We start from the raw sequence: 19404 nt of genomic DNA, 5'->3' as shown, positions 1-19404 counted from the left end.
CCGACTAACCAGTCTATTTTGATTGACTAACTAGTCGGTTTTTATATTGAGGCATGAAAATTATGAGTGTAGCGACAATCAGAACGAATGATAGCGATAGTATCGATGATATTGTAGAAATGGAACAGATCTTTGCAACGCAAAAAGAAGCTTATTTAACCCAACCTGAATGGGATATGGTTGAGCGTAAGAAACGCTTAATATTATTTAAAGCCGCTTTCTTGGCAAACAAAGAAGCATTAGTGACGGCTGTTTCAGAAGATTATGGTCACCGTTCTCGTCACGATACTTTGTATGCTGATATTTTACCTACAACGGCACAATTTAATTATACTTTGGCGCGTTTAGCTAAGTGGATGAAGCCGACGCGACGTAGCCCTGGTTTGTTGTTAGCTCCAGCAAGTGTGACAGTTCATTATCAACCTGTTGGGGTCGTTGGTATTGTCGTACCTTGGAACTTCCCGATTAATCTTGCCGTTATGCCTCTGATTACCAGTATTGCAGCTGGTAATCGTGCGATGCTTAAAATGTCGGAATTCACTCCGAAAACTAATCAAGTACTAAAGCAGATCATTACTTCAGTATTTGATAGTAAAGATGTTTGTATTGTTGAAGGTGAAATGGCCTTGTCTGCAGCGTTTACTAAGCTGCCTTTTGATCACTTATTATTTACAGGTTCGACTGTTGTAGGTAAGCATGTAATGCGTGCTGCTGCGGATAACCTAACGCCAGTGACGCTTGAACTTGGTGGTAAATCACCTGTGGTGGTTGCCCCTGATATTGATATTAAAATGGCGGTTAATCGTATTTTGTTAGGAAAAAGCCTGAATGCTGGCCAGATCTGCATTGCACCTGATTATATTCTTTGCCCGCGTGCAAAAGTTATGGAGTTTGTTAAAGAATATCGTAATGAGTTTAATCGTCGTTACCCTACTGCAATGCAAAATGATGATTATACTAATATTGTTGATGCTCGCCAGTATGCTCGTCTTAAATCATGGCTAGAAGATGCACAGCAAAAGGGGGCTAAGGTTGAAACAATGCAAGATGGTTGCAGTCTTGATGATCAAAGACACCGTATGTTACCGCATTTATTGTTAGATGTGAGTGACGATATGCAGCTAATGCAGGATGAAATATTTGGTCCATTGTTACCTATTTTACCTTATGATTCGATTGATGATGCGATCCGATATATTAAAGCGCGTCCACACCCATTAGCGTTATATATCATGAGTTTTGATAGTTATACTCAGAAAAAAATTATACGTGAGACGATTTCCGGTGGTGTCGCGATCAATGATACAATCATGCACTTTGCTGCTGACGATGCCCCATTTGGTGGTGTTGGCCCATCAGGTATGGGACAGTACCATGGTATCGAAGGGTTCCGTACTTTTTCAAAATCAAAAACAATATTGAAACAAGGTAAATTCCATTCTACGCGCTTTATTTATGCACCGTATGGGAGTTTGATACAAAAAATCATTTTGAAATTTTTCTTGAGATAATATGACTAAATCTAAAAAAACACTGATCTTGGATGCCGCGTTAGCGTTGTTCACGGTCAATGGTTTTCATGGTACGACGACGGCGGCGATTGCACGTGAAGCAAAAGTTGCAACGGGAACCTTGTTTCATCACTTTGCCACGAAAGAAGCATTAATCGAAGCCTTGTATCTTGAGGTTAAAAAAGAATTTGCTCAGGCTTTATTGCAGCCGAATGATCATAATGCAGAATCTCGATTAACTGATATCTGGGTTAACGGTGTTCACTGGCTAGTTAATCACCCACAAAAAATGGCGTTTATCCTACTTTGTAGCCATTCTTTGTATTTTGATAAAAAGATCCAACTGGCTATTTGGGAAGAGGTATTAGGCTTCTTTACGCAATTACTTAATACGGGTATTCATAACGGTATAATTAAAGACTTACCGATACCATACCTTTTAACGACATGTGAGAGTTTCTTACTATCAACTGCGACTTATGTGTATGCGCTACCTGAGATAGATCAAAAGGCTGCTATTAATTCGTCAATTAATGTAATTGTTGATGCTATTTCAGTACAAGGTGCTGATATTCATTTACTCACGCGGTAAGATGACTATCTAGCCAAGTACAAAGCGTACTTGGTTTCCCAATTCGCATTCCTACCTCGCAAGGAGATATCGTGAGTAAAACTATTCTAGGTGGCTTCCCAAACCGTCGCCCTCGTCGTAATCGTAAAAATGATTTTTCTCGTCGTTTAGTTGCTGAGCATCAATTAACAGTTAATGATCTTATCTACCCTATGTTTGTACTTGAAGGTACAGGTCGTCGTGAAGCGATCGCATCAATGCCGGGTGTTGAGCGCTTATCGATTGATTTGTTACTCGAAGAGGCGGCAGAATTGGTTGCGTTAGGCATTCCGATGATTGCTATCTTCCCGGTTACCCCATTAGAACAAAAAAGCTTACTTGCAGAAGAAGCGTATAACGCTGATGGCTTAGCACAGAAAGCAGTGCGTGCATTAAAATCATCATTTCCAGACCTCGGTGTGATGACTGATGTGGCATTGGACCCGTTCACCACACATGGCCAAGACGGTATCATTGATGACTCGGGTTATATTCTTAACGATATTACCACTGAGATCTTAGTTAAACAGGCGCTTTCTCATGCTGCTGCAGGTGCTGATATTGTTGCCCCTTCAGATATGATGGATGGTCGTATTGGCGCTATCCGCATCGCACTAGAAGAAGCGGGTCATGTGAATACGCAAATTATGGCTTACTCTGCAAAATATGCATCTAATTATTATGGACCTTTCCGTGATGCGGTGGGTTCGGCGAGTAATCTAAAAGGCGGCAGTAAGGTTACTTACCAAATGGATCCGGCAAACTCGGATGAAGCGTTACATGAAGTGGCGATGGACATCGAGGAAGGTGCTGATATGGTGATGGTGAAGCCTGGTATGCCTTATCTGGATATTGTACGTCGTGTTAAAGATGAATTTGGCGTACCAACATTTGCTTATCAAGTGAGTGGCGAGTATGCAATGCACATGGCTGCGATTCAAAATGGTTGGTTGAAAGAACAAGAATGTGTTCTAGAATCATTATTATGCTTTAAGCGTGCTGGTGCTGACGGTATTCTGACATATTTTGCAAAGCGTGTAGCGATATGGCTTAAAGAAAATAACGCGTAATTTATTTTACGGCAATAAAAAACCGAGTCTCATACTCGGTTTTTTTACTTTCTAATTATCTATTACTTTTCTTGAACTTCTAACACTAAATTATGCTTAGCTTGTAATTCTAACTCTGATGCTAATGCGGCTGCGCGTAATGGATGCTGCGCTAACCATTGTGTTGGCAAGGTAATTGTTAATGTATTTCCTTCAGCAAGAGTGAGTGAAAACTCTGGGATTGTACCATCAGTACGTCGTAAGGCTAGCGTGTATGATACTCTTAAAATACGACAAAGTAGTAACGCACTTGCGTAACTGATTGCTGATTGTTGTGCTAACAAAGATAAATTTAATTCATCACGTTGGTTAATCAATAACACCGAAAGTAATTGCTTCTGGGCTTTAGTAAAACCAAGCATATCTGTGTTATCGATTATATAGGCCGCGTGTTGTGGTGCTTTCTTATAATCAATCGATAAGCCGATCTCATGTAAAGAACTGACATAAGCAAGTAAAGGTCCTGCTTGGGTATCGTCTTCTGAAATCGTCACCTTTAGTTGGTCAAATGCTTTTAATGCTGTACTTTTAACCCGTTCAGCTTGCCCCAGATCCAGTTGATGCTTTACCATCAAGCTATTTACCGTTTGTTGACGTACATTGTGACTTGCACGCAGTCCGGTCATTTCGTAAATAACGGCTTCTCTTAACGCACCGCCAGCTAAAAACATATTATTGATTTCTAGACTTTCAAATAGCGCGGTAAGAATAGCCAAGCCGCTTGTGAATACTGGTTTTCTATCTGTTGTTAAGCCATTGATATTCAAGTTTTCAATATCACCACAGGCAATCGCTTGCTGCTGAATACAGTGTAATTTCGCTAGTGTTATCTGCTCGTTCTCACCTTGCGCGACCATAATTTCTTGTAACGCTTGGATTGTACCTGAAGCACCGATACACGTATTCCACCCAATGGTTAAATACTTTTCTAGCTGAGGGGTCAAGACCGCTTTTGCTGCATTAATTGCTTGCGTAAAGTTGTGCTGATTGAGTTTACCATCAGAAAAATAATTATTTAACCAAGTAACACAACCCATCTTAAAGCTATAAAGTAGCTTTGCTTGTGCTTGTTCACCAATAATGAGTTCAGTACTTGCGCCACCGATATCGACCACTAAACGATTGCCTTGGCCACTGCTGGTATAGGCAACGCCTTTGTAGATAAGTGCAGCTTCTTGTTCACCGGAAATAATGTTTACCGGATGTGCCAATATTTTTTCTGCCGTAGCAAGAAATACAGCTACATTTTTTGCTAAGCGCAATGTAGCTGTACCAACAATCCGAATGTTCTCGGCAGGAATGTCTTGTAGCTGCTCAGCAAACAAACTTAAACAATCCCAACCGCGCAGAAGTGCTGCTTGGTTGAGGTTATTTTCTGCATCAAGGCCAGCAGCAAGTCTTACTTTACGCTTCACTTTAGCAACAGTTTGTAGGCTATTGTTAACTTCACGAACGACCAGCATATGAAAGCTGTTTGAACCGAGGTCAATTACGGCATATAAATTTGACGAACTTTTTTTACTCACACTAATCACTTTATCTATAAACAAACTATTTAATTAATGGGTTTTGTTATGCGTATTATGCTGACGTTGGCCAGTACGACGCGTTTTGTTACGATCATTCATTGATCTTGAATTACCTGGACGAGCACGTTTAGTGTGGATCGGTCGTGGTAAGTCAGTTAATAATGCGGCTTTATCGTAATGACAAACAGGGATCGTATGTTCAATGTATTCTTCAATCGCGGGTAAATTATAAATATATTTTTCACAAGCGAAACTAATTGAATGACCTTTTGCACCAGCACGACCGGTACGGCCAATACGGTGTACGTAATCACCACAATTATCGGGTAAATCGTAGTTAAATACATGACTTACAGCTGGAATGTGTAGACCACGTGCTGCAACGTCCGTCGCGACAAGAATGTCTAATTTACCTTGAGTGAATTGTTCTAGAATACTATTACGTTTTTTCTGAGGAATATCACCCGTTAATAAACCTACGCGATGTTTATCTGCTGCCAAGTGGCCCCAGATATCCTCACATTTATGCTTAGTATTGGCAAATACAATGGCACGTTCTGGCCATTCTTCTTCAATTAACGTTTGTAATAAAGCCATTTTGTCATCATTTGACGGGTGGAATAGCTCTTGAGTAATACTGCTGCCTGTTACTTTTTCTGCTTCTACAGTAACTTCTTCTGGTTCGTTCATGTGCTGATAAGCTAATTCACGAATATCCCAAGTAAAGGTCGCAGAAAACAGTAAGTTTAGACGCTGTTTTGGTTCAGGCATTTTACGCATTAAATAGCGAATATCTTTAATGAAGCCTTGATCTAGCATACGATCTGCTTCATCTAATACTAATGCTTCAACACCCGATAAATCCATTGCTCTTTGTTTTTCAAAATCAATGATACGACCAACAGTACCAATGATGATATCTACACCTTTTTCAAGGTTTTCACGTTGAATATCGTAGCTCTCACCACCATAAACCAAGCCCATTTTAAGGCCTGTTTCTTTGGCTATTGGTAACGCATCTTTATGAATTTGAATTGCAAGTTCGCGTGTTGGCGCTAAAATAATAGCGCGAGGCTTATTTTTTGGACGATCTTCGACTGGTTTGGTTTTCAATAAATGATGAAAAATAGCGGCCAAAAATGCGATAGTTTTGCCTGTACCAGTCTGTGCTTGACCAGCTACATCTTTACCTTGGATGGCAAATGGCAAGCTAAGCGCTTGAATTGGTGTACAATATTCGAAGCCTGAAGCTTCTAACCCAGAAAGTACGTCGGCATTAAGGCCAAACTGGGAGAACTTATGTTCTGTAAGATGTTTTTTGCTCATTTATTTAGCATATCAGGTTAAGCTTGCATTAAGAACTTAAATCTATTGAAATAGGGCAATGAGTGCCACATATATGTAGTAACAAAATTATTTTTTATTGGAGTTATAAATGAGCGACAAAATTATTCAGCTAACTGATGCTGCTTTCGATATGGATGTGTTAAATTCAGAATTACCTGTACTCGTTGATTTCTGGGCTGAGTGGTGTGGACCTTGCAAAATGATCGCACCGATCTTAAGCGAAGTTGCTGAAGAGTACGCAGGTAAAGTAACTATCGGTAAATTAAATATCGATCAAAATTCAGGTACGCCACCTAAATTTGGTATCCGTGGTATCCCGACTTTATTGTTATTTAAAAACGGTGCTGTTGCGGCAACTAAAGTTGGCGCATTATCAAAAGCGCAACTTCAAAGTTTTCTAGACGAAAACTTGTAGTATGTAAAATACTGACGAGATTTTGTTTTTTAATCTCGCCAGTATGCTATTATTCAGTGGACGAATAAAATTATAAATGCTAATTTCATTGTTCGTTTATTGTTCTACGTGCCGAATCAGGTATCATAATCAATGATCCAATCATTGATTTAATAACTCAAATTATCGATTCATTACTTAGTTAATGGCTCACACACTCGATCATTGATTCAAATACTTATCCTTGGTTGACATTCCGTTACGCAAAGGTTGCATAAGCTCGAACTCATCATTATGAATTTAACCGAATTAAAAAACACACCAGTTTCTGAACTTGTAAAACTGGGCGAATCTATGGGTCTAGAAAATCTGGCTCGCTTAAGAAAACAAGACATCATTTTTTCTATCTTAAAAGCTCACGCAAAAAGCGGCGAAGACATTTTTGGTAATGGTGTTTTAGAGATTTTGCAGGATGGCTTTGGTTTCTTGCGTTCAGCAGACAGCTCTTATCTTGCCGGTCCTGATGATATTTATGTCTCGCCAAGTCAGATCCGTCGCTTTAACTTGCGAACGGGTGATACCGTTGGTGGTAAAATCCGCCCGCCAAAAGATGGCGAACGATATTTTGCCTTGTTAAAGATTGACCAAGTTAACTTTGACCGTCCTGAAAACTCTCGTAATAAAATCCTCTTTGAAAACCTTACTCCAATCCATCCAAATGAACGTCTTCGTTTAGAACGTGGTAATGGCAGTACCGAAGATATCACTGCGCGTATTCTTGATTTAAGTGCACCGATTGGTAAAGGTCAGCGTGGTTTAATTGTGGCACCACCGAAAGCTGGTAAAACAATGCTATTACAAAACATTGCCTCTTCGATTGCGTTAAATCATCCTGACGCGACATTGATGGTTCTGCTTATCGATGAACGTCCGGAAGAAGTAACAGAGATGCAGCGTTTGGTTCGTGGTGAAGTAATTGCTTCAACATTTGATGAACCTGCTAACCGACATGTACAAGTTGCGGAAATGATGATCGAAAAAGCGAAACGTCTTGTCGAGCACAAGAAAGACGTGATCATCCTACTTGATTCTGTAACGCGTCTAGCACGTGCTTACAATACGGTAACGCCATCATCAGGTAAGATCTTATCTGGTGGTGTTGATGCTAATGCCTTACATCGTCCAAAACGTTTCTTCGGCGCAGCTCGTAACGTTGAAGAAGGTGGTTCTTTAACTATCATCGCAACAGCATTGATTGATACTGGTTCGAAAATGGACGAAGTAATTTACGAAGAATTTAAAGGTACTGGTAACCAAGAGTTACACCTTAATCGTAAAATTGCAGAACGTCGTGTTTATCCTGCGATTGACTTTACTCGTTCAGGTACGCGTCGTGAAGAACTGTTAGCAGATAAAGCTGAGCTACAGAAAATGTGGATCCTACGTAAAATCGTGCACCCAATGGGTGAGATTGATGCGATGGAATTCCTGATTGATAAACTGGCTATGACGAAAACGAATGATCAATTCTTCGAAGCAATGAAGAAGCAAAAATCATAATCGCTTAAGTTAACTGTCTGTGATTAATATTTAAAATAAACGCCATACATTTTGTTTTATAACAAGTGTGTGGCGTTTTTTTTTCAAAAAATAGCGTGGAATTGTTTATGAAATATAAAGATCTGAGAGACTTTATTGCCTTACTTGAAAGCAAAGGCGAATTAAAACGTATTCATCAAGAAATTGACCCGTATTTGGAAATGACGGAAATTTGCGATCGCACATTAAAAGCAGGCGGTCCGGCATTATTATTTGAAAATCCGAAAGGCCATACTATGCCGGTATTGGGGAACCTGTTTGGTACACCCGATCGTGTTGCTATGGGCATGGGTCGTGAAAGCGTCAGTGAACTGCGTGAAGTGGGTGAATGGTTATCTTATTTAAAAGAACCTGAGCCACCAAAAGGTTTTAAAGAGTTAATGGAAAAAGTACCGATATTTAAACAGGTACTGAATATGCCCACCAAAAGGCTGCGTAAAGCACCCTGCCAAGAAATAGTGTTAACAGGTGATGATGTTGATTTAAGTCAGATCCCTATTCAGCATTGCTGGCCTGGAGACGTTGCGCCATTAATTACTTGGGGTTTAACGATCACCCAAGGTCCTTATAAAAAACGTCAGAATTTAGGTATTTATCGTCAGCAAGTACTGAGTAAAAACAAATTAATTATGCGTTGGTTATCTCATCGTGGTGGTGCACTGGATTTTAAAGAATTCCAAGAACTAAACCCTGGTGAAAACTACCCTGTATCTGTGGCGCTAGGTGCTGATCCTGCGACAATTTTAGGTGCCGTAACGCCGGTTCCAGATACGTTATCTGAATATGCTTTTGCAGGTTTATTACGTGGTAGTCGTACTGAAGTAGTTAAATCAATTTCCAATGACCTTGAAGTGCCAGCAGGTGCTGAAATTATCTTAGAAGGTTATATCGCGCCGGGCGAGATGGCAGAGGAAGGTCCTTATGGTGATCATACTGGTTACTATAACGAGACTGATTCTTTTCCTGTATTTACGGTTACGCACATTACGATGCGTAAAGATGCTATTTATCATTCTACCTATACAGGCCGTCCTGCAGATGAACCTGCGGTATTGGGAGTAGCGTTGAATGAAGTCTTTGTGCCTATTTTACAAAAACAATATCCTGAAATTGTTGATTTTTATTTACCGCCAGAAGGTTGCTCTTATCGAATGGCTGTAGTGACAATTAAGAAACAATATCCAGGTCATGCAAAGCGCGTGATGCTGGGGGTATGGTCATTCCTACGTCAGTTCATGTATACCAAATTCGTGATCGTCTGTGATGATGATATTAATGCGCGTGATTGGAATGATGTGATTTGGGCAATTACGACCCGTATGGACCCAGCTCGCGATACGACAATGATTGAACATACACCAATTGATTATTTAGATTTTGCATCTCCGGTATCTGGGCTCGGCTCTAAAATGGGCATGGATGCAACCAATAAGTGGCCTGGCGAGACAGATCGCGAATGGGGCGAACCAATTGTGATGGATGAGAAGGTTAAGCAGCGAGTCGATGATTTATGGGACGAATTAGGGATTTTGTGATATAAATGAGTTAGATCATAAAAATTCGTGCTTGTCAGAGATTGAGATTGAAAGGGAATGTATGTTAAGAATTAAGTGTGAAGTGACGTTGTTAGAGTCGTATACAGATACTGTATTTAACGTGAAACTAAAGCCAGAGCAGAAGGTTGAGTTTCAGGCTGGACAATATCTAATGGTAGTTATGGCAGAAGACGACAAGCGCCCATTTTCTATTGCTTCAAACCCAAGTAATGATGATGTTTTAGAATTACACATTGGTGCATCAGAGCAAAATTCATATGCGATGCAAGTTGTGGAAAGACTAAAAACAGGTTCTGTGGAAGTTGAACTGCCAGGCGGTAATGCTGGTTTAAGAGAAGACTCAGATCGTCCTTTAGTATTGATTGCTGGCGGTACTGGTTTTTCTTATACTAAATCAATTTTAGAGCGTGCGGTAGAAGTTAACCAACGTCCTATTTCATTATATTGGGGTGCGCGTGAAGCATCGCATTTATATGCATTTTCGCTAGCACAAGAATTAGCTGACGCGCATCCACAGGTAACTTTCATTCCTGTTGTTGAAACGGCACCAGAGCAATGGTCTGGTAAAGTTGGCCAGGTGCATAAAGTCGTGATGGAAGATGTTGCTGATTTAGCCGCATGTGATGTTTATATTGCTGGTCGTTTTGAAATGGCTGGTGCAGCGCGTACTGACTTTGCACCGCTAGGTGTTAAAGAACATTTATATGGGGATGCATTTGAATTCATTTAATTGATAATGAATGTATTCGGATTAAAAAAGCCGTAACAGATGTTACGGCTTTTTATTATTTTAAATATCATACAGGCTTAGTTATGCACAACTAGATTAAGATTGTTGATGATAACTTAAGCTTTTTTTGTACGTCATATTTGCATCATTAACGAGACCTAATTTTTCGTAAGCGTGTGCTAGTGCACTATACGCAGAAGTAGACGGCGATTGACTGATACCTTGGCTTAACTCTTCTACAGCTTCGCTCCAACGACCTTCTTTTACCATTAACTGACCAATACATACCGCTAATAAACCTGAGCCTTCACGCGTGTTCTGCAGACGCTTAAGACGTTCGATGAGCGCATGGTAATCACCAAGATTTAATTTGGGTGTTAGGCTGATCAGTTCTGGATACAGTTCATTGCTTAATGCGTCCATCAGCAGTAGATAAGCTGACTGGTGGTCGTTACGTCCTATTAACAGGTTAACTGTTTCTGCTAGATAACGGCCATCATGTTTAAGTGCTTTTGGTAGTGAGCTCCAGGTATCAAGTAATCCAGTGCTACCTTGTTGTTTGGCTACTTCACCTAAATGTTGGAAATGACTATGCTTACGTAGTTCATCAGCTTCGGCTGAGGTAAGTAATTTTTGTTTTTGTAATGCTGGAATAAGCGTGAGTAATTGTCCCCATTCTTTTCTTTCAATACAGACAGCTTTAAACATCGTTAGCACTACCTTATGCTTTGGATGTTTATCATGTAACGCGGATAGTAATGCAAATGCTTGTTCAAATTGCTGCTGCTCAATTTGCAACTTAGCTTTTGTTATCTCGACCGCAAGGATATTTTTATCTGCATTCTTATGTGCTAATAATAAATACTCATCACGTTTTTTCTCGTTGCCAAGACCTTGTGCAGATTGCGCTGCGGCAAGGTAATTTAACACGGGTACTTGTGCTTTTTTGGCCGCTTTTAAAGTTAACGTTTCTGCTTTTTTAAAGTCGCCACTGGCTAATGCTAAAATGCCTTTTTCTGTTTGTATTTTAGCGCGAGCTTGATGATAGCGATTAAACCAACCTAGGCTGTGAGTCAGTTTATTGATTAATGCTTCAAACCCTAATAAAGTAAAGTAGAAAGCAATCACCATCACGACGGCACTACTGACGGTTGCATCGATGACGTAGTCGCCAGCTGCAATCATCACATAACCTTTATTGCCCATTAAATATGGGGCACCGATTGCACCTGCAAGAAGCAGCGCGATTAATACTATAAATCTGACCATTTTATCTGCCTCCGTTTATTTTGTGCTTGTGCTATTGGCTAATGCGTTGATTTTACGATCTCTGATGGTTGTCTGGATCAGTACTGCACTGTTTAGTTTTGCAGGGTATTTCGTTGTAATCGTTGCTTTGCTCAATGTATCAAGACTCGCCAGCATACTTTTTGCTGTGGGTTGATTTACATCGTAGTAACGCTTAATCCAAGTTTGTGCTGTTTTCAGTGCATGCTTAAATTTAGCTTGATCTTGACGATATATTGCGAGTTCTGCTTGTAACAATTGTGTTTTTAAATTTTCAGTTAAATACCAAGCTGCTTGTGGTGATAACAGGGCGTCAACTGAATTATCTTGGCGACGGATAGTGATAAAGTTATCGCTGAAAGATTGCCATGACTTGGTGAGATTCGCTTTCCAGTCTGAACTATTACTTGATAATGTACTGTCTGTTTTCACGATTTCAGGACGAGTAAGGCCTGCTAATACGAGATTATCCACTTGTTCTGCTTGAATCGCGAGTTTCAGTGCTAACCCATCATGATCAATACGGGGTAATTTAGTCAGTGTGGCAATATCTTGTTCAATCACTTTGCGTAATGGTAATAAGCTCGGATCATTTAATTGTGTTAAACGACGACTGGCAGATGATAATAAGGCTAAGCTGGTATCAATATCTTGTTCTAGGGCTATTTTTCGACCTGCGATACGAATTAAGTATTCAGCTTCTGCGAGCATCCATTCATTAGGATTACGCATTTTAAGGTTCGCTACCGCGAGTTGTACGGTTTCGAGTTGTGCCGCGGTTAGCTTTTCACTGTCTTGGATCTGGCTAAGCTGTTGCGTCGTTTTCTTTAATTGGCTGGCTACAGTTTCTTTGTCTTCGCTTAGCTGCTGACGTAATGATTGTTGTATGTCTTTTTGATCTTGCAACTGTGTTTGTAGTTTTGTTAACACTTGTTGCTGCAGTTGGTTGTGCTGATGGCTATGATAATAGAGACCTGCGCTAAGGCCTAGCGTTAATAGGATCGCCACCGCACCAGTGACAATACCCGCTTTACTTGCAGGTTTACCTTCCGTTGTAATCGTGTCTGATGAATCAACAATGCCTTTGTTGGTTGTTTTGGTATTGGCATTTTGACTGTTTTTTTTCTTGTCGGTCATTTAGCTTATTCCTATCTGCATATCCAATTGCTTAACAGCATTAAATAATGAATTATTTGATGCACCACTAGCAATGGTGACGTGTTCTATTCCTAACGCATGAGCAAGTGCTGCTATTCGTTGGCTAGGAACAATAAAGTGTAAGTTTAGCACCCAAGGTAACGCTGTGTAGGGTATCGTTTTTATTAGGTTACCCAGAATTTCACCGCTAGTGATAATAACACTATTAATGGCGAATTGTTGCCACTTATTAATCAACAACTCAGGTTCGTAGTAGGGGGAAGTACGTTGATAAACTTCACAATATGTCACGTTAGCCGAGCGTTTTATTAGATCTTCTGCCATCGTCTCTCGACCCCCATTACCGCGTAGAATAACAATGTTTTTGTGTTCTACGGCCGTATTAGTAAGTAGTTTTAACACCCCTTCGCTATCATGTGTTTGGGGTATTTTGGCGTGATTTATACCGTGTTTTTTCCAGCGCAGTGCTGTTGTTGGACCTACGGCTATGTAATTGATATGTTGTGGCCAGGTCTTATTTTCTTGTATTAAACTGCTATTAGCATAATTTACAGCATTATCGCTTATGGCAATAATATAGTCATCAGGCTGTAATTTTTCCAGTAATGAACTGACTTTATTAAATTGCTGTCCTGCGGATATATCGATAAACGGACAACATAAGGCAGCCCCATTAGCTGCCTCAATTTGACGAGCGAGTTGCTCGCCTTTAACGCGTGGGCGAGTGATTAGCGCCCTGATTTTCATGCGTCTGCGTTATTATAAACAGCCGCTAAAATTTCTTTTGCACCTTGTGCCAGTAATTTATCTGCAAGTGTTAGTCCCAGCTGGCGTGCATCTTTACGGTCACCACGGATTTCAGCGCGAATTACTTCAGTGCCGTCAGGTTTACCAACCAGTCCACGTAGCCATAATTCATCACCGTCGATTAGCGCGTAACTACCGATTGGTACCTGGCAACCACCTTCAAGCGCCAAGTTCATTGCACGTTCGGCAAGCACACGATCACTGGTTAGGGCATCATTTAATGGCGCTAATAATGCTTTTACACGTTCATCAGTAGTGCGACATTCAATGCCAACAGCACCTTGTCCTACTGCTGGTAGGCTTTGCTCTGGTTCAATGTAGCTGGCAATACGGTATTCCATATCCAGACGTTTTAATCCAGCGGCCGCTAAAATTATTGCATCATAATTTTTATTATCGAGCTTGTTTAAACGTGTATTTACGTTGCCACGTAGGTCCATAATTTTTAGATCTGGACGCGCTTCACTCAACTGGCATTGACGGCGTAAACTACATGTACCAACGATTGCACCTGGTGGTAGTTCTTCAATTTGACGGTAAGTATTTGAAACAAATGCATCACGTGGATCTTCACGTTTACAAATAACTTCTAAGCCTAAACCTTCTGGAAATGCAACTGGCACATCTTTCATGGAATGCACGGCGATATCGGCGCGATCTTCAAGCATTGCTATTTCTAGCTCTTTTACAAAAAGACCTTTACCACCCACTTTTGCTAAAGGCGTATCTAAAATGATGTCACCCTTGGTTACCATTGGGATTAATTCAACGGTAAGGTTTTGATGAATCGCTTCTAAACGTGCTTTTACATATTCAGCTTGCCACATTGCTAATGGGCTTTTACGGGTTGCAATTCTTAGAGTTTCAGTAGCCATTTTATTTCCAAATTTAACTAGATTAGCTAAATATTAACAGATTTCATCCGTCAATGGTTGATCTAAGGTGGGGTTATTTGTAAAAAACACACCTTATTTAACCATGCGATAACGTACATATATTAGGTCTAAACAGTGCGCTATTCAGAGGGGGCGGTGTGAAAGCTAAATAAGGGGGGAGGTTCAGATAATAATTTATATCGTGGGTTATTAGGCTGCAGCGTGCACTACTGCAGCTTAATAAATTAATGACGATCAACTAGTCGCAATTAAGGCGGAATGCTTTATGATTTTTTTTGATGTGTTGCTTCCTTTATATCAATCATCTGGGACTTTAAGCTGATTGATTTCCACAGGTAGAAAGACGCAGGTAATACTAATAGTGTCAGAATGATCGCTGATGCCATGCCTCCAATCATAGGTGCGGCAATGCGTTGCATTACCTGTGAACCCGTGCCGTCACCATACATAACTGGGATTAAGCCGATGATCACGGTTGCCACTGTCATCATAATTGGACGGACACGTAAGCCTGCGCCATCCATCACAGCTTGCTGTAATTTGGCTTTAGTGAAGTTACCCGCAGCTTGTGCGCTTGCTAACGATTGGTTTAAATAAACGAGCATTATGACGCCGATTTCGACAGAGACACCTGCGAGGGCGATAAAACCAACCCCGACGGCGATCGAGAAATTGTAGTTGAGTAAATATAATAACCAGATACCACCAACCATGGCTAATGGCAGTGTTCCGAGGATCAGCAATACTTCGCCCACACGTCTAAAGGCGAGATACAGTAATAGCACGATAATTGCGAGCGTTGCTGGGATCACCACGGATAGGGTGTCTTTGGCACGTTGCATATATTCGTATTGTCCCGACCAGGTAATTGAATACCCTGCGGGTAATACTAACTGCTCGGCCACCGCTTGCTGGGCATCGACCACATAAGAGCCGAGATCTCGGCCTTCGATATCCACATAAATCCAACCATTAGGGCGTGAATTTTCGGTTTTTATCATAGGTGCACCGTCTTCGACATAGATATTTGCGACATCACTTAAGGCGATTCTTGCACCAAGTGGTGTTATCAGGGGTAATAATTTCATTTGCTCAATACTGTCTCGATAAGACTGAGGGTAACGAATGTTTACCGGGTAACGTTCCAATCCTTCAATGGTTTGAGTGACGTTAACGCCGCCTACCGCTGTAGATATGACTGCTTGTACATCAGCAATATTCAGTCCATAGCGCGCCGCGTTTTCACGCTTGATATCAATTTTCACATAACGTCCGCCAACCACACGTTCAGCATAAGCGGATGCGGTACCAGGTACCTTAAGTAAGATTTTTTCTATCTGTTTACCGATCTTTTCAATTTCGATGAGCTTTTCACCCGCGATCTTGATACCAATCGGCGTTTTTATACCAGTGGCTAACATGTCAATACGGGTTTTGATTGGCATTACCCAAGCGTTGGTTAAGCCTGGAAATTGGACTAACTTATCAAGTTCTTGACGCAAACTCTCAGAGGTAACCCCTTCTCGCCACTGTGCTTTTGGTTTTAAAGTGATGAAGGTTTCAATCATGGTTAATGGTGCTGCATCGGTTGCGGTTTCGGCGCGACCTGCTTTACCCCATACGCGCTCTACTTCGGGCACTGTTTTGATTAACTTATTGGTTTGCTGTAATAACTCTCTGGCTTTACCTATGCTGATGCCGGGGTAGGTGGTTGGCATATACATGAGGTCACCTTCATCAAGCGGTGGAATAAATTCACTACCGATCTTATTGACGGGATAAAAACCGACAGCAACAAGGCCAATAACGATACAAAGTAGCAGTACTGGTGCCTTGAGAGAGAATGCCAATACCGGACGGTATAATGCGATTAAACCGCGGTTGATTGGGTTTTTATGTTCAGGTAAAACCTTACCGCGTATAAAGTAGCCCATTAAAATAGGTACTAAGGTGACTGCGAGTCCAGCTGATGCCGCCATCGCATAAGTTTTAGTAAAGGCGAGCGGGGCAAACATTTTACCTTCTTGGCCTTCCAGTACGAATACGGGGACAAAGCTGAAAGTAATGATTAGTAACGAAAAGAATAATGCCGGCCCGACTTCTGCAGCCGCTTTACTGATGATCTGCCAACGGTTTTTATCAGTTAAAGGCGTTTTCTCAATATGTTTATGGACGTTTTCGACCATTACAATAGCTCCATCGACCATGGCGCCAATGGCTATCGCGATCCCACCCAGTGACATGATATTGGCATTGATTCCTTGCCATGACATCACGATGAAGGCAACGAGAATACCTATGGGTAAACTGACTAATACGACTAATGAGCTGCGAATATGGAATAGGAATAATGCACAAACCACAATAACGACAAGGAATTCTTCCAATAATTTCAGGTAAAGATTTTCGACTGCATTATCGATTAATGTTGATCGATCATAGGTAGGAACAATTTCAACACCTTCTGGTAGTGAAGCTTGTAATGTTTGTAGTTTGTCTTTGACTGCAGCAATAACGTCACGGGCATTTTCACTGTAACGCATGACGATAATGCCACCAACGACTTCACCTTCACCGTTTAGTTCGGAAACGCCACGACGCATTTGTGGGCCTAGGACTATATCAGCGACATCATCTAATAATAAGGGAGCGCCTGTATTACTGAGTTTTAAAGGGATACTTTTTAAGTCATCGATTGAGCTGATATAACCATTCGCACGCACCATGTATTCGGCTTCAGCCATTTCGATGACGCTTGCTCCCGCTTCCTGATTACCCCGTTTAATCGCGTTAGTGATTAATGATAATGGGATCTGGTAACTGCGTAGCTTATCTGGGTTTACACTGATCTGATATTGCTTAACCATACCGCCGACAGTAGCGACTTCCGATACACCGGGTACGGTCTGTAATTCATATTTTAAAAACCAATCTTGGATACTGCGAAGCTGGCTTAAATCGTGATTACCACTGGTATCAGTAAGTGCGTACGAATATACCCAGCCCACACCTGTTGCATCAGGGCCCAGTGCTGGTTTAGCAGTGCTGGGTAGATTGGGCGTTACTTGCGATAAATATTCTAAAACACGTGATCTGGCCCAGTACATGTCGGTACCATCATCAAAGATAACGTAAACATAAGAGTCACCAAAGAAAGAGTAACCGCGTACTGTTTTTGCACCCGGCACCGATAACATCGCTGTTGTCAGCGGATAGGTGACCTGGTCTTCAACGACTTGCGGTGCTTGCCCTGGATAGCTGGTTTTAATGATAACCTGTACATCGGAGAGATCTGGGATGGCATCAATCGGCGTATTTTTGACCACAAAACTACCGTAGATAAGTATGACTAAGGTGGCCAGCAATACCATGACACGATTGTGTATCGACCATTCAATTATTTTTTTGATCATTACAGCTCTCCTGCGTCATCAAAGTCTAACCAAGCTAAATCATCTTCAATTGCGGGTTTTGTCTTTTTTGACATCGCATTATCGTCCATGCTGTCCATATTCATCGAGCTATGGTCCATTGCCATACCGTTCTTACTGCTCGTTGTTGGCGGACCAATACGGCTGAAATCTGCGGTTAAGCTTGATTCTGAGTCCAACAAGAATTGCGCACTAGTAACCACGTTATCGCCATCTTTAAGCCCAGCTAAAACCTCAACATAACCTGCGGACTCTCTACCTAAGGTGATTTTGATTGATTGATATTGGCCGTTACCTTTTGCTAGTACGATACGGTCCAATGTACCTGAGCGGATGATGGCTTCACGTGGAACTTGGATTACGCTGGTCTGCTGTTGGCTGCTAAGTGTTAACGTTGCAAACATGTTTGGTTTTAATTGCTCATCAGGATTGGCTATTTTTATTCTGACTTTTAGGGTACGGGTTGCTGCATTTAATTCCGGGTAAATATAATCCACTTCACCCAACCAGATTTTTCCAGGGAAACTATCTACTTGCATTTTAGCCTTGTCACCAACTTGTACTTGATCTGCTTGAGATTCAAAAATTTCGGCTTGTAACCATATTTCTGTTAATAATCCGGCTTCTATTATCTGCGCTGAAGGGGTGATATAAGCGCCTTCACGGATCGCAAGTTCAGTTATATAACCGGATTCAGGGGCTGATATAGTGACATTTTGGATCACTTTTTTAGTACGCGTGAGCTGCTTAATCTGTGTTTGGTTAATTCCTAATGCGGATAAACGATGTTTTGCTGATGTGATGAGGGTTTTATTACCGATACTAAGTGTGTTGAGTAACTCTTCTTGCGCTTTAATTAGCTCTGGTGAATATAGGGTTAATAGTGGTTGTCCTTTTGTGACGAACTCACCGGTATTATTGATGTAGAGTTTATCAACCCAACCAGACACACGACTATTGATTTGCCATAACGAATTTTGATTAAATTCCAGCATACCAACGGTATTAATTTGGGTAACAAAAGGGCGACGTTGTGCCGTTTGTGTTCGTACGCCTAAATTATTTTCTACACGTGATGAAATGGTCACTAAGCCTGCATCGTTTTCTGTTGAAGCATCTTTGTATACTGGAATTAAATCCATGCCCATCGGTGATTGACCGGGTTTATCGCGGCGGTAATTGGCATCCATGGGGGCAACCCAGTACAGCGGCTCTTGGGCTGTGGTATTTTGCGTTTGCTCGGCATATACAGGGACTAAATCCATCCCCATCGGTGATTGACCTGGTTTATCGCGGCGGTAATTGGCATCCATTGGGGCTACCCAATACAGGACCTCTAGTTCTGCGCTAGTTGTATTCGTTGTTGCTTGTGTACTAAACCAAGTACCTGCAGCAAGACCCAATGCTAATGTGATTGAGCTGGTAAGTAATGTTTTCATA

At 41.2% G+C, this 19404-nt stretch carries 15 protein-coding genes; 7 read left to right on the top strand and 8 right to left on the bottom strand.

What is annotated here, in order from left to right; all coding sequences use genetic code 11:
* The first annotated feature begins 62 nt into the window (after positions 1–62).
* The 3 genes from HWV02_RS22430 (at position 63) to hemB (ending at position 3191) form a co-directional block, all read left to right on the top strand.
* Complete coding sequence (locus tag HWV02_RS22430; protein WP_211677949.1) at positions 63–1511, top strand: coniferyl aldehyde dehydrogenase; 1449 nt, start codon at positions 63–65, stop codon at positions 1509–1511.
* A gap of 1 nt (position 1512) precedes the next feature.
* Positions 1513–2103: a TetR/AcrR family transcriptional regulator gene (locus tag HWV02_RS22425; RefSeq protein ID WP_211677948.1), complete on the top strand. Its 591-nt coding sequence runs from the start codon at positions 1513–1515 to the stop codon at positions 2101–2103.
* Between the two features lie 71 nt (positions 2104–2174).
* The gene (gene hemB / locus HWV02_RS22420; RefSeq protein WP_211677947.1) at positions 2175–3191 is read left to right on the top strand and encodes a porphobilinogen synthase; all 1017 of its coding nucleotides are present in this window, start codon (positions 2175–2177) and stop codon (positions 3189–3191) included.
* A gap of 62 nt (positions 3192–3253) precedes the next feature.
* Here the strand turns inward: hemB and gppA are convergent, their stop codons facing one another.
* A complete protein-coding gene (gppA, locus tag HWV02_RS22415; RefSeq protein ID WP_211677946.1) occupies positions 3254–4756 on the bottom strand; it encodes a guanosine-5'-triphosphate,3'-diphosphate diphosphatase in 1503 nt (500 codons plus the stop codon).
* 33 nt (positions 4757–4789) lie between these two features.
* Positions 4790–6085 (bottom strand): ATP-dependent RNA helicase RhlB, encoded by a 1296-nt coding sequence (rhlB, locus tag HWV02_RS22410; RefSeq protein WP_211677945.1) that lies wholly within the window; start codon positions 6083–6085, stop codon positions 4790–4792.
* A gap of 109 nt (positions 6086–6194) precedes the next feature.
* Here rhlB and trxA point away from each other — a divergent pair, with 109 nt between their 5' ends.
* From trxA to fre, 4 genes are all read left to right on the top strand, one after another.
* Complete coding sequence (gene trxA / locus HWV02_RS22405) at positions 6195–6521, top strand: thioredoxin TrxA (RefSeq protein ID WP_045108539.1); 327 nt, start codon at positions 6195–6197, stop codon at positions 6519–6521.
* Between the two features lie 273 nt (positions 6522–6794).
* Positions 6795–8060, top strand: a complete 1266-nt coding sequence (rho, locus tag HWV02_RS22400) for a transcription termination factor Rho (RefSeq protein WP_211677944.1) — start codon at positions 6795–6797, stop codon at positions 8058–8060.
* A 107-nt stretch (positions 8061–8167) separates the two neighbouring features.
* A complete protein-coding gene (gene ubiD / locus HWV02_RS22395; protein ID WP_211677943.1) occupies positions 8168–9634 on the top strand; it encodes a 4-hydroxy-3-polyprenylbenzoate decarboxylase in 1467 nt (488 codons plus the stop codon).
* Between the two features lie 61 nt (positions 9635–9695).
* Positions 9696–10385, top strand: coding sequence for an NAD(P)H-flavin reductase (gene fre / locus HWV02_RS22390; protein WP_211677942.1), 690 nt, complete (start codon positions 9696–9698; stop codon positions 10383–10385).
* A 96-nt stretch (positions 10386–10481) separates the two neighbouring features.
* Here fre and HWV02_RS22385 read toward each other — a convergent pair whose 3' ends face one another.
* From HWV02_RS22385 to HWV02_RS22360, 6 genes are all read right to left on the bottom strand, one after another.
* Positions 10482–11654, bottom strand: coding sequence for a heme biosynthesis HemY N-terminal domain-containing protein (locus tag HWV02_RS22385; protein ID WP_211677941.1), 1173 nt, complete (start codon positions 11652–11654; stop codon positions 10482–10484).
* A 15-nt stretch (positions 11655–11669) separates the two neighbouring features.
* Positions 11670–12809, bottom strand: a complete 1140-nt coding sequence (locus HWV02_RS22380) for a uroporphyrinogen-III C-methyltransferase (protein ID WP_211677940.1) — start codon at positions 12807–12809, stop codon at positions 11670–11672.
* On the bottom strand, positions 12810–13577 hold the full coding sequence (locus HWV02_RS22375) for a uroporphyrinogen-III synthase (protein WP_211673491.1): 768 nt from the start codon (positions 13575–13577) through the stop codon (positions 12810–12812).
* Positions 13574–14512 (bottom strand): hydroxymethylbilane synthase, encoded by a 939-nt coding sequence (gene hemC / locus HWV02_RS22370; RefSeq protein WP_211677939.1) that lies wholly within the window; start codon positions 14510–14512, stop codon positions 13574–13576. Before hemC ends, HWV02_RS22375 begins: the two co-directional genes overlap by 4 nt.
* Before the next feature lie 284 nt (positions 14513–14796).
* Positions 14797–17946: an efflux RND transporter permease subunit gene (locus HWV02_RS22365; RefSeq protein WP_211689362.1), complete on the bottom strand. Its 3150-nt coding sequence runs from the start codon at positions 17944–17946 to the stop codon at positions 14797–14799.
* Positions 17946–19403: an efflux RND transporter periplasmic adaptor subunit gene (locus HWV02_RS22360; RefSeq protein WP_211677937.1), complete on the bottom strand. Its 1458-nt coding sequence runs from the start codon at positions 19401–19403 to the stop codon at positions 17946–17948. Before HWV02_RS22360 ends, HWV02_RS22365 begins: the two co-directional genes overlap by 1 nt.
* Position 19404: the final 1 nt, after the last annotated feature.

The organism is Moritella sp. 28 (assembly GCF_018219435.1).
In the GTDB taxonomy this organism is placed as follows: domain Bacteria; phylum Pseudomonadota; class Gammaproteobacteria; order Enterobacterales; family Moritellaceae; genus Moritella.
This window is presented reverse-complemented; position numbering and strand designations above follow the sequence as displayed.

Excerpts from the sequence above, each read along its gene's own strand:
- HWV02_RS22430 (WP_211677949.1), top strand. The coding sequence starts at position 63 with ATGAGTGTAGCGACAATCAGAACGAATGATAGCGATAGTATCGATGAT.
- HWV02_RS22425 (WP_211677948.1), top strand. The coding sequence starts at position 1,513 with ATGACTAAATCTAAAAAAACACTGATCTTGGATGCCGCGTTAGCGTTG.
- rhlB (WP_211677945.1), bottom strand. The coding sequence starts at position 6,085 with ATGAGCAAAAAACATCTTACAGAACATAAGTTCTCCCAGTTTGGCCTT.
- trxA (WP_045108539.1), top strand. The coding sequence starts at position 6,195 with ATGAGCGACAAAATTATTCAGCTAACTGATGCTGCTTTCGATATGGAT.
- rho (WP_211677944.1), top strand. The coding sequence starts at position 6,795 with ATGAATTTAACCGAATTAAAAAACACACCAGTTTCTGAACTTGTAAAA.
- ubiD (WP_211677943.1), top strand. The coding sequence starts at position 8,168 with ATGAAATATAAAGATCTGAGAGACTTTATTGCCTTACTTGAAAGCAAA.
- fre (WP_211677942.1), top strand. The coding sequence starts at position 9,696 with ATGTTAAGAATTAAGTGTGAAGTGACGTTGTTAGAGTCGTATACAGAT.
- HWV02_RS22385 (WP_211677941.1), bottom strand. The coding sequence starts at position 11,654 with ATGGTCAGATTTATAGTATTAATCGCGCTGCTTCTTGCAGGTGCAATC.
- HWV02_RS22380 (WP_211677940.1), bottom strand. The coding sequence starts at position 12,809 with ATGACCGACAAGAAAAAAAACAGTCAAAATGCCAATACCAAAACAACC.
- HWV02_RS22375 (WP_211673491.1), bottom strand. The coding sequence starts at position 13,577 with ATGAAAATCAGGGCGCTAATCACTCGCCCACGCGTTAAAGGCGAGCAA.
- hemC (WP_211677939.1), bottom strand. The coding sequence starts at position 14,512 with ATGGCTACTGAAACTCTAAGAATTGCAACCCGTAAAAGCCCATTAGCA.
- HWV02_RS22365 (WP_211689362.1), bottom strand. The coding sequence starts at position 17,946 with ATGATCAAAAAAATAATTGAATGGTCGATACACAATCGTGTCATGGTA.
- HWV02_RS22360 (WP_211677937.1), bottom strand. The coding sequence starts at position 19,403 with ATGAAAACATTACTTACCAGCTCAATCACATTAGCATTGGGTCTTGCT.